13 protein-coding genes and 1 pseudogene are annotated in these 13,852 nt (G+C 74.5%); 8 read left to right on the top strand and 6 right to left on the bottom strand.

The features are described from left to right. Positions 1-60: 60 nt before the first annotated feature. Positions 61-666, bottom strand: coding sequence for a DUF1003 domain-containing protein (locus O7603_RS18330; protein WP_281571029.1), 606 nt, complete (start codon positions 664-666; stop codon positions 61-63). Continuing rightward, positions 659-1,942, bottom strand: a complete 1,284-nt coding sequence (locus O7603_RS18325; protein WP_281571028.1) for a CBS domain-containing protein — start codon at positions 1,940-1,942, stop codon at positions 659-661. The genes O7603_RS18330 and O7603_RS18325 overlap by 8 nt, the downstream gene beginning before the upstream one ends. 33 nt (positions 1,943-1,975) lie before the next feature. Here O7603_RS18325 and O7603_RS18320 point away from each other — a divergent pair, with 33 nt between their 5' ends. Both O7603_RS18320 and O7603_RS18315 read left to right on the top strand, forming a co-directional pair. Then, positions 1,976-2,845 carry a PhzF family phenazine biosynthesis protein gene (locus tag O7603_RS18320; RefSeq protein ID WP_281571027.1) on the top strand — a complete coding sequence of 290 codons (870 nt, stop codon included), beginning with the start codon at positions 1,976-1,978 and terminating at the stop codon, positions 2,843-2,845. Positions 2,846-2,904: 59 nt separating this feature from the next. Then, positions 2,905-3,414 (top strand): hypothetical protein, encoded by a 510-nt coding sequence (locus O7603_RS18315; RefSeq protein WP_281571026.1) that lies wholly within the window; start codon positions 2,905-2,907, stop codon positions 3,412-3,414. Positions 3,415-3,472: 58 nt separating this feature from the next. Here the strand turns inward: O7603_RS18315 and O7603_RS18310 are convergent. Then, positions 3,473-4,150: pseudogene (locus O7603_RS18310) on the bottom strand (HAD family hydrolase); the annotation flags it as partial. Between the two features lie 94 nt (positions 4,151-4,244). On the opposite strand from O7603_RS18310, the gene O7603_RS18305 reads away from it, so the two are divergent. The 4 genes from O7603_RS18305 to O7603_RS18290 all read left to right on the top strand — a co-directional run bounded on the left by O7603_RS18305 (position 4,245) and on the right by O7603_RS18290 (position 9,535). Beyond that, a complete protein-coding gene (locus O7603_RS18305) occupies positions 4,245-5,204 on the top strand; it encodes a DMT family transporter (protein WP_281571025.1) in 960 nt (319 codons plus the stop codon). 159 nt (positions 5,205-5,363) lie between these two features. Next, positions 5,364-7,568 (top strand): APC family permease, encoded by a 2,205-nt coding sequence (locus O7603_RS18300; RefSeq protein ID WP_281571024.1) that lies wholly within the window; start codon positions 5,364-5,366, stop codon positions 7,566-7,568. 66 nt (positions 7,569-7,634) lie between these two features. Further along, positions 7,635-8,162 (top strand): SigE family RNA polymerase sigma factor, encoded by a 528-nt coding sequence (locus O7603_RS18295; RefSeq protein WP_281571023.1) that lies wholly within the window; start codon positions 7,635-7,637, stop codon positions 8,160-8,162. Continuing rightward, entirely contained in the window at positions 8,159-9,535 is a 1,377-nt protein-coding gene (locus tag O7603_RS18290) for a hypothetical protein (protein ID WP_281571022.1), read from the top strand. The genes O7603_RS18295 and O7603_RS18290 overlap by 4 nt, the downstream gene beginning before the upstream one ends. Before the next feature lie 57 nt (positions 9,536-9,592). On the opposite strand, the gene O7603_RS18285 is transcribed toward O7603_RS18290, so the two are convergent. Continuing rightward, positions 9,593-10,318 carry a GNAT family N-acetyltransferase gene (locus O7603_RS18285; protein WP_281571021.1) on the bottom strand — a complete coding sequence of 242 codons (726 nt, stop codon included), beginning with the start codon at positions 10,316-10,318 and terminating at the stop codon, positions 9,593-9,595. A gap of 49 nt (positions 10,319-10,367) precedes the next feature. After that, entirely contained in the window at positions 10,368-11,192 is an 825-nt protein-coding gene (locus O7603_RS18280) for an SDR family NAD(P)-dependent oxidoreductase (RefSeq protein WP_281571020.1), read from the bottom strand. Between the two features lie 124 nt (positions 11,193-11,316). Here O7603_RS18280 and O7603_RS18275 point away from each other — a divergent pair, with 124 nt between their 5' ends. Beyond that, the gene (locus O7603_RS18275; RefSeq protein WP_281571019.1) at positions 11,317-12,273 is read left to right on the top strand and encodes a CoA ester lyase; all 957 of its coding nucleotides are present in this window, start codon (positions 11,317-11,319) and stop codon (positions 12,271-12,273) included. Positions 12,274-12,298: 25 nt separating this feature from the next. Here O7603_RS18275 and O7603_RS18270 read toward each other — a convergent pair whose 3' ends face one another. Continuing rightward, complete coding sequence (locus tag O7603_RS18270) at positions 12,299-12,808, bottom strand: DUF4190 domain-containing protein (RefSeq protein ID WP_281571018.1); 510 nt, start codon at positions 12,806-12,808, stop codon at positions 12,299-12,301. Between the two features lie 118 nt (positions 12,809-12,926). Here O7603_RS18270 and O7603_RS18265 point away from each other — a divergent pair, with 118 nt between their 5' ends. Further along, a complete protein-coding gene (locus tag O7603_RS18265; RefSeq protein WP_281571017.1) occupies positions 12,927-13,832 on the top strand; it encodes an SDR family NAD(P)-dependent oxidoreductase in 906 nt (301 codons plus the stop codon). The last annotated feature ends 20 nt before the right edge of the window (positions 13,833-13,852 follow it).

Below are 13,852 nucleotides of genomic sequence, written 5' to 3'. Positions count from 1 at the left end.
CGGCGAAGTGGGACGATCGAGACGAACGCCGCTCGCCTGGCCCCTTGAGGCGCGCGGCGTTCAAAAGTTTCCGGTGCGGTCGCTGTCCACCTCGTCCCGCGGCTCGTCCAGACCCTCGCCACCGCCGGTCCGGGGCGCGCCCCGCTCCTGCCTGTCCTGCTGGCGCCGCTCGAGCCGCTGCCGGCGCTGGCCCGCCTCGTCCAGCTCCTCGGCCAGCCGGGCCAGCTCGGTGCGCAGGAAGTCCCGCGTGGCCACCTCGCCCATCGCGATCCGCAGCGCCGCGATCTCCCGCGCCAGGTACTCGGTGTCCGCCTTCTGCGCGGTCGCCCGCCGCCGGTCCTCCTCCAGCGCCACCCGGTCCCGGTCCGCCTGCCGGTTCTGCGCCAGCAGGATCAGCGGCGCCGCGTAGCTGGCCTGCAACGACAGCACCAGGGTGAGGAACGTGAAGGTGTACGGGTCGAACCGCACCGCGGGCGGGGCCAGGGTGTTCCAGGCGAACCAGAGCCCGATCACGACCGTCATGTAGACGATGAAGTTCGCCGTGCCCATGCTCCGGGCGATCCCCTCCGACCAGCGGCCGAACGCCTCCGGGTCGAACCGGGGCAGCTTGACGGCCCGGGGCTCGCGCGGCTGGTCCAGCCGCTGCGCCCGCCGCTGCTCAGCCATCCGCGCCGTCCAGCGTCGCGGCGGAGCCCGGGACGGGGCTGGCATCCCGTTCCCGCCAGTCACGCGGCAGCGAGTGGTCCAGCACGTCGTCGACCGTCACGGCGCCGACCAGCCGGTTGTTCCGGTCGATCACCGGCATGGCGACCAGGTCGTACGTGGCCATCCGGCGGGTGATCTCCGGCAGCGGGGTGGTCGGCCGCAGGGGGTCGATGTCGTTGACCACCACGCCGCCGAGCATGTCGGCCGGCGCCTCGCGGAGCAGCCGCTGGAAGTGCACCATGCCCAGGTAGCGCCCGGTCGGAGTGGTCATCGGCGCCCGGGTCACGAAGACCTGCGCCGCCACGGCGGGAGAGAGCTGCGGCTCCCGGATCCGCGCCAGCGCCTCGGCGACGGTCGCGTCCGGCGGCAGGATCACCGGTTCGGAGGTCATGACGCTGCCGGCCGTGCCCGGGCTGTACTTGAGCAGCTGCCGCACCGGGTCGGCCTCGTCCGGCTGCATCAGGTCGAGCAGCACGTCCTGCTCCGGCGGGGGCAACTCGCTGAGCAGGTCGGCGGCGTCGTCCGGGTCCATCTCCTCCAGCACGTCGGCGGCCCGTTCCCGGTCCAACGCGGCGAGGATCTCCACCTGGTCGTGCTCGGGCAGCTCGCTGAGCACGTCCGCCAGGCGCTCGTCGTCCAGCGCCGCGGCGACCTCGTTGCGCCGGGCGTCCGGCAGGTCCTGCAGGGCGTTGGCGAGGTCGGCCGGGCGCATGTCCTCCAGCACCGCGAGCAGATTGGCCGTTCCCCGGTCGTCGGCGATGCCGCTCAGCCCGCGTACCCGGTCCCAGTCGACCTGGTGCAGATGACCACGGCGGGTGAGCCGACCGGTCTGCTCGCGGACGGCGACCCGGGTGAGCGACCATTCCCCGCCCCGGCTGCACTCCATCGCCACGTCGACCACCGTGCCGTTCTGGCCGCCCGGGTCGACCTGCACCCGCCGGTCCAGCAGTTCCTGGAGCACCAGCAGCTCGTTCGGGCGCTTCTCGAAGCGGCGCAGGTTGAGCGTGCCGCTGCCCAACACGATCGCGTCGGCGTCGATCGAGGTGATCCGGTTGAGGGAGAGGAAGATGCGCCGCCGCAGCGGCATCTCGGCGACGAGCCCGACCACCTCGGGCGGCCGCTGGGTCGACCGGAGCCGGGCCACCGCGTCACGGACCCGGCCCACCTGGTCGCCGTTGGGGTCGAAGACGGCGACTCCGGCGAGACGGGCGATGTAGACCCGGGTCGGGGTACTCACGGGCACCAGCCTAAGCGCCTAGTGTTTATCAGCATGTCGACCTTGGCGTACGAGATCGTGGACGTCTTCACCGACCGCCCGTTCGCCGGCAACCCGCTGGCCGTGGTGTTCGGCGGCGAAGGCCTCGCCGCTGATCAGATGCAGGCGCTCGCGCTGGAGTTCAACCTCTCCGAGACAGTGTTCGTGCTGCCCCCCACCCAGGTCGGCGCCACCTACCGCGCCCGGATCTTCACCCCCGTGGCGGAACTGCCGTTCGCCGGCCATCCGAGCGTCGGCGCCGCGGTGACCGCGAGTCGCCGGGGCCTGTTCGACGCCGGGCCGGTCACCCAGGAGTGCGAGGCCGGCGTGCTCCCGATCGAGGTCACCGCGACCGGGGCCACGCTGACCGGCGGCCTCCCGACCCTCGGCCCCGAGCTGGACCCGGAGCCGTTGCTGGAGATCGCCGGGCTCACCCCGGCCGACCACGCCGGCCCGGCGCCGCGGGTCGCCGGGTGCGGGCTCGAGTTCCCGTACCTCCCGGTCCGCCCGGACGCGGTGGCCCGGGCACGGCCGAACGCGGCGGCGGCACAGCGGTACGGGGTGGAGCACGTCAGCGTCTTCTCCTGGGACGCCACCGCGCAAACCGCGCACGCCCGGGTCTTCGTGCCCGGGCTCGGCATCCCGGAGGATCCGGCGACCGGCTCGGCCGCGCTCGGTCTCGGCGTCTGGCTGGTGGCCAGCGGCCTGCTGCCCGGCGACGGTCGTTCGTCGTACGCCGTCAGCCAGGGCGTCGAGATCAACCGGCCCTCCTCGCTGGCCTGCACCGTGACCGCCGAGAACGGCACGGCGGTGGGCGCGACGGTCGCCGGCCAGGTCGTCCCGGTCGCCCGGGGCGAGATCATGGTGCCGCCGTTCCTCGGCTGAGCGCCCCGGATCGGCACGCCACGCTGACGGGCACCCGCCCGGTGGGAGAGGATGCGGCTGTGACGGACGAGGACGGGTGGAACAGCACGCCCCTGGTCGACGAGGTGATCAAGAAGGCCGCGGTGGCCTGGGTGAGCGCCGGCGGCCCGGCCGTGGCGCTGTGGTGCGCCCCGCTGGAGGGGGCGCTGGTCGTGGTCAGCGGGCCTGGCGAACAGGCCGCCCCCGGGCTCGCGGACGCGACGCAGGCGCAGGTCACGATGCGCGGTGACCACGGCGGCCGGATCGTGACCTGGCCGGCGCGGGTCACGCGGGTGCGGCCGGGCACCGAGGACTGGGAGACCCTCGCGCCGTTGGTCGCGGCGAAGCGGTTGAACGCGACCGGGCCGGCCGCCGAGCTGGTGCGGCGGTGGGCGGACGAGGGCTGTGCGCTGAACCGGCTCACCCCGGCTGGCGAGCCGCTCGCCGGCGACGCGCTCCCCACCGGATCGCTGGCCGAGCCGCCCCGGGAGTCGCTGGCGGTGCGGGCGACTCGTCGGCCGTTCCGGCTGCACCGGGTGCGCCGCCGCTGACCGTCGCCGCCGCGCCCGCCGCCCGCTCGCCTTCGCTGACCGCTGAGGTCGCCGCGGCGTCGACCAGGTCGACCACGTCGAGAAGTGAGCCCAGGACCGGGCCGGTCCAGTCCAGGTCGGCGTTGAAGACCATGTGTTCGGCGAGGTCGGGAGCCGCCAGCCGGGCCGCGCTCATCCCCACCCGCTCCGCCCCCGTCAGCTCCTGGCTGCCACCGTCGCCAACGTAGAGGCAGCTCTCCGGGGCGATGCCGAGCCGGCGGCACGCCGCCAGGTAGAGCGCCCGGTCCGGCTTGCACCGCCCCACCTGCACCGAGAAGACCCGGGCGTCGAGCAGCGGGTCGATCGACAGCTGCGGGAGGAACGCCGGCAGCTCGTGGGTGCAGTCGCTGATCAGCCCGGTGCGCAGACCCCGCGCGCGCAGCGCGGCCAGTGTCGGCGCCGCGTCGGGGCGCAGCCGGGTGTCCGCGCGTACCGCCCGGTGGCGGGACACCACCGCCGCCCGTACCGCGGCTGGCGACGGGTGCACACCCGCCTGCGCGCAGACCCAACGCAGGGTCGCCTCGGCGTTGCCGAGCTGCCCGGTGGCCCGCTGGTAGAACGTCCGGTTGAGCACGTCGGTGAGCGTGTCGAGGGAGCAGCCCAGCAGCTCGGCCGTGCCGTGGTGGGCCTCGCCACGTTGGACGGACGACGTCAGGGTGCCGAAGAAGTCGAAGAGTACGGCCTGGTACCTGGGCATGGGGGAGCGCCTCCGGGCGTGGGGTGTCGCCGGCGCGGACCGCATGATCGTAACCGAGCGTTGACGGTCCGTGGTGGCCCGGCGCATGTGAGGATTGCTCTCCGTGTCACTCCCTCAGCACCGCCCGCCGCTCGATCCGGTGACCACCGGCGCGGTGGCCCTCGCCGTCGTCGCCGTCTCGTCGTCCGCGCCGCTGGTCGCCTTCGCGGCCGCCCCGGCGCTGGCGATCGCGTTCTGGCGCAACATGCTGTCGGTCGCCGTGCTCGGCCCGTTCTCGGCCGCCCGGCGTCGCGCCGAGTTCCGGGCGCTGACCGTGGGCGCGGGGCGGCGCGAGGGCTGGTACTGCGTGCTGTCCGGCGTCGCGTTGGCCGCCCACTTCGCGACGTGGATGCCGAGCGCCCAGCTCACCTCGGTCGCGGCCGCCACGGCCCTGGGCGCGACCCAGCCGGTCTGGCAGGGGCTGATCGCCCGCGCCCAGGGGCGCCGGCTCCCGGTGGTGGTCTGGGCCGGCATCGGGGTGGCGGTGGCCGGCGCCGTCGTCGCCACCGGCGCCGACTTCGCCGCGTCCGGGCGCGCGTTCGCCGGCGACCTGCTGGCGGTGGCCGGCGGGATGTTCGCCGCCGTCTACACCGCGTTCGGGGAGCGGGCCCGGGCCAGCATCAGTACCACCACGTACACGACCATCTGCTACGGCGTCTGCGCGCTGATCCTGCTGGGCGTCTGCCTGGTCGGAGGGGTGCGGCTCACCGGCTTCGACGGCCGGACCTGGCTGGCCATCCTCGCCCTGGTGGCGGGCGCCCAGCTGCTCGGACACTCGATGTTCAACTACGCGCTGCGTCGGGTCTCCGCGACCACGGTCAGCGTGCTGGTCCTGCTGGAGGCGCCGGGGGCTGCCCTGATCGGCTGGGTCTGGCTCCGCCAGTTGCCGCGTCCGCTCGCCCTGCCCGGCCTGGCGCTGCTGCTTGCCGGGGTGGCCGTGGTGGTGCTCGGCGGCGCCCGCGCCGGCCGTCGCACCGGGCCGGTCCCCGCGGACGCCGCCGCGGCCTCGGACTGACCCACCGGCGTGGTCGCCCCCGCTGACCCGCCACGCACCCCCGACCGACTCGGCTCGGCCTCGGGAGGAGCACTTTCCCGCCGAAGAGTCGTCATTCCGCCACCGGACGGTGCGCTTTCGGTGACAGTGCGGGGGGAGGCAGGCGCGAGGAAGGCGGGGATGGGGCGGCGCGACGGCGGAGCTGACGAGAAGGGCGAGCCGGGGACGGTCGTCACACCCTCGGCCGAGTTCCCGCCGCTCGACGAGCAGGAACTGGGGGCGCTGCGCCGGATCGGCGAGCAGTGGCGGGCGGCCGGACCGTCCCGGCCCTCCGGCGACCTGCCGATCGATCCCACCCTGCGTCGGCACCCCGGCGAGCCCGCTCCCGGCCGGTTCGGCCGCCTCGCTCCGATCGCGATGTTCCAGGTGGGCGAGCCCGGCGAGCTGGTCGCGACCGAGCCGGCGAACGTGCCGGGGACCCGGCTCGGCCGGGAGCTGGGCCGGCTCCGGCGAGCGCTCTTCGGGCCGCCGTTGCGGAGTACGGCGGTGCTTTACGAGCGGATGCGGAAGCTGGTGGCCCTCCCGGTGCTCTCCTCCGACCTGCTCAGCTCGGTGGCCTACGGGCCGGAGGCGATGCTGGCCGTGCTGGTGCTGGCCGGCAGCGGCGCGCTCGGACTGTCGCTGCCGCTCGCCGCCGTGCTGGCCGTGCTCATGGTCGCCGTCGGCCTCTCCTACCGGCAGACCGTGGTCGCCTACCCGCACGGCGCCGGTTCGTACGTGGTGGCCACCGACAACCTCGGTGCCCGGCCGGGGCTCGCCGCGGCGGCCGGCCTGATGGTGGACTACGTGCTCACCGTGGCGGTCTCGGTGGCGGCCGGGGTGCACGCGGTGACCTCGGCGATGCCCCGGCTGGCCGAGTTCGCCGTGCCGCTCGGGGTGCTGACCATCGCCGTCCTGCTCGCCGGCAACCTGCGCGGCGTACGGGCCGCGGGCAACCTCTTCGTCTGGCCCACGTACGCCTTCGTCTTCGCGCTGCTGGCGGTGCTCGTGGTCGGCTATGCCCGCGCGGGCGCACGGGATTTCGCCCCGGTCGCGCCGCCGCCGGTGCCGGTCGTCGAGGGGGTGGGCCTGCTGCTGGTGTTGCGGGCCTTCGCCTCGGGCGCGGTGTCGATGACCGGCATCGAGGCCGTCTCGAACGCGGTGCCGGCGTTCCGTCCGCCGGAGTGGCGCAACGCCCGCACGACCCTCGGCTGGATGGTCGGGATGCTGGTGCTGCTCTTCGTGGGGCTCACCGTGCTGATCCACCTCAACGGGCTGGTGCCCACCCCGGAGGCGACGCTGTTGTCCCAGCTGGCCCGAGCCACCTTCCCGGCCGGACCCTGGTACGGCATCGTGCAGGCGACCACAGCGCTGATCCTGCTGCTGGCCGCGAACACCGCGTTCGCCGGCTTTCCCCGGCTGCTGTTCTTCATGGCCCGGGCCGGTCACGCCCCGCGGCGGTTCCTGCACATGGGCGACCGGCTGGCCTTCAGCGACGGCCTGGTCGCGCTAGCGCTCGCGGCCGGCGTGGTCTTCGTGGCGTTCCGCGGCTACACCGAGTCGCTGATTCCGCTCTACGCGGTCGGGGTCTTCCTCGCCTTCACCCTCTCCCAGGCCGGCATGGTGGTGCACTGGCACCGGCGGCGCGGGCGGGGGTGGCGCCGCCGGGCGGTCGTGAACGCCGTCGGCGGCACCCTGTCCGGATTGGTCCTGGTGACCGCCGCGTTCAGCAAGTTCACCGAGGGCGCCTGGGTGGTGGTGCTCGCCGTGCCGCTGCTCGTCCTGCTGTCGCTGGCCATCCACCGGCACTACCGGATGCTGAACCGGTCGCTGGCGCTGCACCCGTCGCCGGACGGCCCCGGGCCGGCCACCGCCCCGGCGCCGCTGCCCGGCGCGGCCGAACCGGGTGCGCCGGGCGAGGCCCAGGAACTCCCGCAGCAGGTACGACACCTGGTGGTCGTGCCGGTCGCCCGCCTGAACCGCGCCGCGCTGCGGGCCCTCGCGTACGCGGTCTCGCTCGGCCAGCCGACCCTCGCCGTCCACATCGCGCCCGAGGACCCCGAGGCGGACCGGTTCCGTGAACAGTGGCGGGCCTGGGGCGACCACGTGCGGCTGGAGACGATCGTGTCGCCGTACCGGGCCGTGATCGGGCCGCTCGCCCACTACCTGGAGGCTCTGCACACCACCCGGCCCGAGGTGCTGCTCACCGTGGTCGTGCCCGAGGTGGTGGTCCGCAGCCGGTGGCACCGGCCGCTGCACAGCCGGACCGAGCAGCGGCTGCGCCGCGCCCTGCGTCCGCTGCCTGGCGTGGTGGTGACCAACCTGCCGGTGCACCTCGACCACTAGCCGGCACCGGTACGGTTCCCTCCACAGCGGGTCCGCTCGGCGTCTGTGCGGGTGAGGAGGGGCGACGTGACGACTGAGGACCGGGCCCGGATCGGCTTCGCCGAGTTCGTGCGGGCCGAGATCGCCGGGCTGACCAGGTTCGCGTACCTGCTGACCGGCGACCGGCACCACGCCGAGGACCTGGTGCAGACGTCACTGGCCCGCGTCGCGGTGCGCTGGGAGCGGATCGACGATCCGGGCGCGTACCTGCGCCGGGTGCTCTGCACCCAGGCGGCGAGCTGGTGGCGGTGGCGCCGCGCGCGTCCGCCGGAACAGCTCGCGCCGGTCGTGCCGGACCGGACGGCCCGCACCGGCGAGGACGCCGACCTGCGGCTGGTGCTGCGCGGGGCGCTCGCCCGGCTGACCGCACGGCAGCGCGCGGTGCTGGTGCTGCGGTACTACGAGGACCGCTCCGAGTCGGAAACCGCGGCGCTGCTCGGCTGCCAGGTCGGCACCGTCAAGAGCCAGACCCGGCACGCCCTCGCCCGGCTGCGCGTCCTCGCCCCCGAGCTGGCCGAGTTGGTCGGCGGAACCCCGGCGGAGGTGAAGCGGTGACGACGAGACTGACCGAGGCGTTGCGCCACCTGGCGGACGGGGTGCCGCCCGCCGCCGTACCGGACGCGCTCTTCGACGCCGCCCGCCGCCGGCACCGACGTCGCCGGGCCGCCGCGGCCGGGGCGCTCGCCGTCCTGGTCCTGCTGATCGCCACCGGGTACGCGCTGCGACCGCCCCCGCTGCCGGCGCCCGCGGTGCCGCGTCTCGACGCCCCCGGGCTGCCCACCCGGCTCGTCGCCCCGCCGCTGCGCACCGCCACGGTGCACGACTCGGCCCCGGGCGCCGCGGCGATGCTCTTCGGCGGCCCGGCCGTCCGCACCGGCTGGAACGAGACCCGGCAGGGCGTGGTGGCCGCCGACGCCGACCGGTACCGGGTGCTGGACGGCGCCTACACGACCGCCGGCTTCGACACGTTGCTCTCCCCGGACGGCCGGTACGCCTGGACCGGCACCGGACTGCTCGACCTGACGTCCGGACGGCCCACTCCGGACGCCGTGGACGGCTACCCGCTCGCGTTCGCGCCGGACGGTGTCCGACTGGCCTACGCCGACGAGGACGCCACGTTCACCCCGCCGAACACGTACGCCACCCCGTATGTCGGCGTGTACGACCGGGAGCGCCGGACCGACGTGCTGCGGGTACCGGTCGGCAACGCCTGGATCCCGCCGGGACGCACCGCGGCGCTTTCGCCCGACGGCGAGGTGCTGGCCCTCCAGGTCCGTGACGAGGTGTGGCTGACCCGCATCGCCGACGCGGGCGCCGACCGCACCGCCGAGCCGTACCGGCGGCTGCCGCTGGCCGGCGGACGGCTCGCCGGCGCCGGGTCCTGGTCCCCGGACGGCGGGTCGGTGGCCGTGGTGGAGCGCTCCCGCTGCACCGACTGCCCGGTGCCGTCGTACCCGCGCACCTGGCGGCTGGTGACCCGGTCCGTCACCGACACCGCCCCGCGGACCGCGCCGGCCTTCCCGGAGCTGCGCTCCCGCTCGTACGTCCAGGTGCTCGGCTGGCGTTCGGCGGACGAGGCGGTGGCGTTGGTGGGGGTGCCCGGCCCGGACGCGGTGGACCAGCCGGAGGACCACGACATCGCCTGGGGTCCCTACCACGAGCCGGGCACCGACGCGGTCGAGCTGGTGCTGCTGCGGCGGGGCGCCTCGGCGCCGGAGGTGCTCTTCCGCACGCCGGCCGGCATCACGGAGCTGTCCGTCGCCGCCGACCTCGCGGTCGACGGCGCGGTACGCGAGTCCGGCCGCCCCGAGTACGGCCCGCTGCCGTTCTGGCTGGTCGCCCTCGGGCTGGTCGGTGCGGCGGCGGTGGTCGTCCCGCTGTTCCTCCTGGTCCGCCGCTGGCGCAGCCGACGCCTGGCCAGCCGCTGAGCCCGCCGCCTCGGGACGTGCGCGACGCCCCGGGGCAGCCGGCCCGGGGGCGGCCGGTCAGACGTCCCGCACCGGGAGCACGCGGGTGACCGGTGCGGCGTCGCCGAGCGCGGCCCGCAACGCCACCCGTTCCGGGTCGGCGAGGAAGGTCTCGAGACCGGTCCGGCTGACGAAACGGATCACGTGCACCTCGGTGCCGCCGTCGTCGGTGCGCAGCCGCCGCTCCAGCCGCCCGCCGTGCCGGCCGAGCAGGGCGAGCACCGCGTCCTCGTACCGCTGCCCGGCCGCCGGGTCGGTCATCTCGACCAGCGCGACCAGCCGCAGGGTGTCGGCCGGGTCCGCCGCCAGCGACTTCCAGAAGTGGTGGTCGACGTGACCGCCGGGGATGCCGTCCCGGATGCCGGTGTCGCTGTAGCCGTGCCGCCGGTAGAAGTGCGGCGCCTGGAAGGAGAACGACGCCACCGAGATCTCGGTGCAGCCCCGCCGGCGGGCCTCCTCCTCGGCGGCGCGCAGCAACCGGCCGCCCCAGCCCTCGCGCCGGCGGTCCGCCCGCACCCACATCGTGTTGATCCCGGCCCGCCCGCCCCAGGTCCAGCCGGTCAGGCCGGCGACCAGCTCCCCGTCGGCGTCGGTGACCCGGACGGAGAGCCCGGCCTCGTCGTCCGCGCCCGTGGCGGCGTTGTTGAAGGCGGTCAGCTCCCGGTCGATCCTTGCGGCCAGGTCGGCGTCCTCGCCGCCCAGGTGCAGGGCCGGCGTGTTCGGATCGTGTCCCGTCGTCGTCACGAGGCGGAGTATGGCAGCGGCCGGGGCCGCCGGACACCCCGAGCCGGGTTCAGTCGTCGATGCCGACGGCCTTGGCGCTGGCCGACCAGAGCCGCGCGGCGAGCTGCGGGTCGGCCGCCTTGCGGAGCGGCCGGCGCAGCCGGCGGTTGTAGTAGTAGGCCCCGTTCACCAGCCGGGCCGGGTCGGAGTTGACGAGCCACAACAGCGTCTCCGCGCCCTTCTCCGGGCTGCGGAACGGCAGCACCCGCATGCCGAGAGCGACCAGCCGGCTGTCGTTGCCGAACCGGGTGCGGACGACGCCGGGATGGAAGCTGTGCGCGTGGATTCCCGGCCAGCGCCGGGCCACCTCGGCGGCGAAGAGGATGTTGGCCTGCTTGCTGGTGCCGTACGCGGTCATCGCCCGGAACCGGCGCAGCGGGGCGTTCAGGTCGTCCGGGTCCAGCACACCGCTGCGGTGGGCGCCGGACGCGGTCACCACCGTCCGGCCGATCCGGTCCTTCAGCAGGTTGCTGAGCAGGAACGGAGCCAGGTGGTTGGCCTGGATGGAGAGTTCGAACCCGTCCACGGTGGTGACCGGTTGCAGCACGATGGCGCCCGCGTTGTTGACCAGCACGTCGATCCGGTCGTACGTGGCCCGCAGCCGGTCGGCCAGCCGCCGGACGTCGTCCAGCACCGCGAAGTCGGCCCGGAACAGCTCCGGGCGCTCCCCGGCCGCCTCGCGGACCCGGTCACCGGCCGCCTGCAACCGGGCCGGGTCTCGCCCGACCAGTACCACCTGGTCACCGCGGCGCGCCAGGTCCACCGCCGCCGCCAGCCCGATCCCCGAGCTGGCTCCGGTCACCACCACCAGGCGGCGGCCAGTGAGATCTTCCACAGGTCCATTCACCCCGGTCATGGCGCGAGGTTACCGTGGCGTAACACCCTTTGGGATCGTTAAGTTCCTCGGTCTTCGTCAGCTGGCGTCGGCGTGTCCGCCGCACGCTGGAAGGAGCGCATCCATGGCCGCAGTCGGTCGCCCCCGCCGGTCCTGCCTCGCGGTACCCGGTTCCAGCGTCAAGATGCTCGGCAAGGCCCAGGGCCTCCCCGCCGACCAGGTCTTCCTCGACCTGGAGGACGCGGTCGCACCGCTGGCCAAGCCGGACGCCCGCAAGAACATCGTGGCGGCGCTCAACGAGGGCGACTGGACCGGCAAGACCCGGGTGGTCCGGGTCAACGACCTGACCACCCCGTGGACGTACCGGGACGTCATCGACGTGGTCGAGGGCGCCGGCGCCAACCTCGACTGCGTCATGCTGCCCAAGGTGCAGAACGCCGCCCAGGTGCAGTGGCTGGACCTGACCCTGACCCAGCTGGAGCGGACGCTCGGCCTGGAGGTCGGCCGGATCGGCATCGAGGCGCAGATCGAGAACGCCGCCGGGCTGGTCAACGTGGACGAGATCGCCGCCGCCTCACCCCGGGTGGAGACCATCATCTTCGGCCCGGCCGACTTCATGGCGTCCATCAACATGAAGTCCCTGGTCGTGGGCGCGCTCATCCCGGACTACCCGGGCGACCCCTACCACTACATCCTGATGCGCATCCTGATGGCCGCCCGCATGCACGACAAGCAGGCCATCGACGGCCCGTTCCTGCAGATCCGGGACGTCGACGCGTTCCGTGAGGTGGCCAAGCGCTCGGCCGCGCTCGGTTTCGACGGCAAGTGGGTGCTGCACCCCGGCCAGATCGACGCGGCGAACGAGGTCTACTCGCCGGCCCAGGCCGACTACGACCACGCCGAGCTGATCCTCGACGCGTACGAGCACTACACCTCGGAGGCGGGCGGCCGGCTCGGCGCGGTGATGCTCGGCGACGAGATGATCGACGAAGCGTCCCGCAAGATGGCCCTGGTGATCTCGGCCAAGGGCCGGGCCGCCGGGATGAGCCGGACGACCTCCTTCACCCCGCCGGCGGAGTGACCCGCCGGCGGGTCGACGGCCGGGATCAGTACGTGGTGTCGCCGCTCTGGGTGATGGCGAAGACGATCGCCACGACGTAGAAGACGATCAACAGCACCAACAGCGCGGTCAGGATCCAGCCGACGATGATGGCGGCCTTGGCCATTCCCTCGCCGCCCTCGCCGCTGAGCCGGATCTGCTTCTGCGCCACGTGCCCGAGGATCGCGCCGATCGGCGCGGTGATGCAGGACGTCAGACCGATCAGCGAGAGCACCAGGGCCGCGATGGCCAGCCCGTTGGTCTTCTGCGGCGGCGCGTAGCCGTAACCGGGGTAGCCCGGGGCCGGCGCCGGATAGCCCGGCAGCGCGTACGGGGCGGTGGCCGGCGACTGCTGCCCGGCCGCGTACGGATCGGCCGGGGCGTACGGGTCGACCGGGCCGGGCTGCGTGGGCACCGGCTGACCGCCGATCGGCAGCGTAGGGTCGACCGGCGGGCTGGACTGCTGGCCCGACCACGCCGGATCGTTCCAGCCGCCGGACGGTGGGGGATTGGTCATGCGCTTCTCTCCGTTGGGTACGGGTGCGCCGTCAGGGTAGCCAGCGGTGGGCAAACCCGATGCCCCTGCTTCCGGGTGCCGCGTTGCCCGGACCGGCCGGAACGGGCAGGATCCAGGCATGGCAATCGACGCGCGCGCCGCGGACCGTTCCGGCAGCCGACCGAGGCGGGACGCGAGCCGTCCCGGCCTCGCGCGGCGCAGCCGCGCCGCCACGCCGGCCGCCCCGGGCGGTCAGGACGCGCCCGCCCCGCAGCCCGAGCCGGTGACCATGCGACTCGACGGCCGGGTCGCGTTGGTGACGGGGGCCGGCAGCGCCGACGGGATCGGCTACGCGACCGCGCGGCGGCTCGCCGACCTGGGTGCCCGGGTCGCGATCGTCTCCACCACCCGGCGGATCCACGAGCGGGCGAGCGAGCTGGGGGTCACCGGCTTCGTCGCCGACCTGACCGACGAGTCCGAGGTGGGCGCGCTCGCCGACGCGGTCGCCGACCAGCTCGGCGACGTCGAGGTGCTGGTCAACAACGCCGGGCTGGCCAGCCGGGCGAGCCCGGAGGTGCTCCGCCCGGTCGCCCAGCTCAGCTACGACGAGTGGCGCGGCGAGATCGACCGCAACCTCACCACCGCGTTCCTGTGCAGCCGGGCGTTCATCGGCGGGATGGCCGAGCGCGGCTGGGGGCGGATCGTCAACCTGTCCGCCACCGCCGGGCCGGTCAACGCCCTGCCCACCGAGGCCGCCTACGCCGCGGCGAAGGCGGGCGTGGTCGGGCTGACCCGAGCCCTCGCGATGGAGATGATCGCCGACGGGGTGACCGTGAACGCGGTCGCGCCCGGCACCATCTACACCGCGGCGTCCACGATGGCCGAGATCAAGCAGGGGCTCGGCACCCCGGTCGGGCGGCCGGGCACACCGGACGAGGTCGCCGCCGCGATCGCCTTCCTCTGCTCGCCGGCCGCGTCGTACATCACCGGTCAGATGCTCGTGGTCGACGGCGGCAACAGCGTCCGCGAGGCGCAGTTCCGCTGAGCCGGTCCCAGTAGCCTGAG

The sequence above is a fragment of the Micromonospora sp. WMMD812 genome, assembly GCF_027497215.1.
Taxonomy (GTDB): domain Bacteria; phylum Actinomycetota; class Actinomycetes; order Mycobacteriales; family Micromonosporaceae; genus Micromonospora.
The sequence above is the reverse complement of the archived record's forward strand: the minus strand, read 5'-3'. Positions and strand labels throughout refer to the sequence as shown.

Bases quoted from the DNA above. Each gene is read 5' to 3' on its own strand.
- O7603_RS18330 (WP_281571029.1), bottom strand. From the start codon at position 666: ATGGCTGAGCAGCGGCGGGCGCAGCGGCTGGACCAGCCGCGCGAGCCC.
- O7603_RS18320 (WP_281571027.1), top strand. From the start codon at position 1,976: ATGTCGACCTTGGCGTACGAGATCGTGGACGTCTTCACCGACCGCCCG.
- O7603_RS18300 (WP_281571024.1), top strand. From the start codon at position 5,364: ATGGGGCGGCGCGACGGCGGAGCTGACGAGAAGGGCGAGCCGGGGACG.
- O7603_RS18275 (WP_281571019.1), top strand. From the start codon at position 11,317: ATGGCCGCAGTCGGTCGCCCCCGCCGGTCCTGCCTCGCGGTACCCGGT.
- O7603_RS18270 (WP_281571018.1), bottom strand. From the start codon at position 12,808: ATGACCAATCCCCCACCGTCCGGCGGCTGGAACGATCCGGCGTGGTCG.
- O7603_RS18265 (WP_281571017.1), top strand. From the start codon at position 12,927: ATGGCAATCGACGCGCGCGCCGCGGACCGTTCCGGCAGCCGACCGAGG.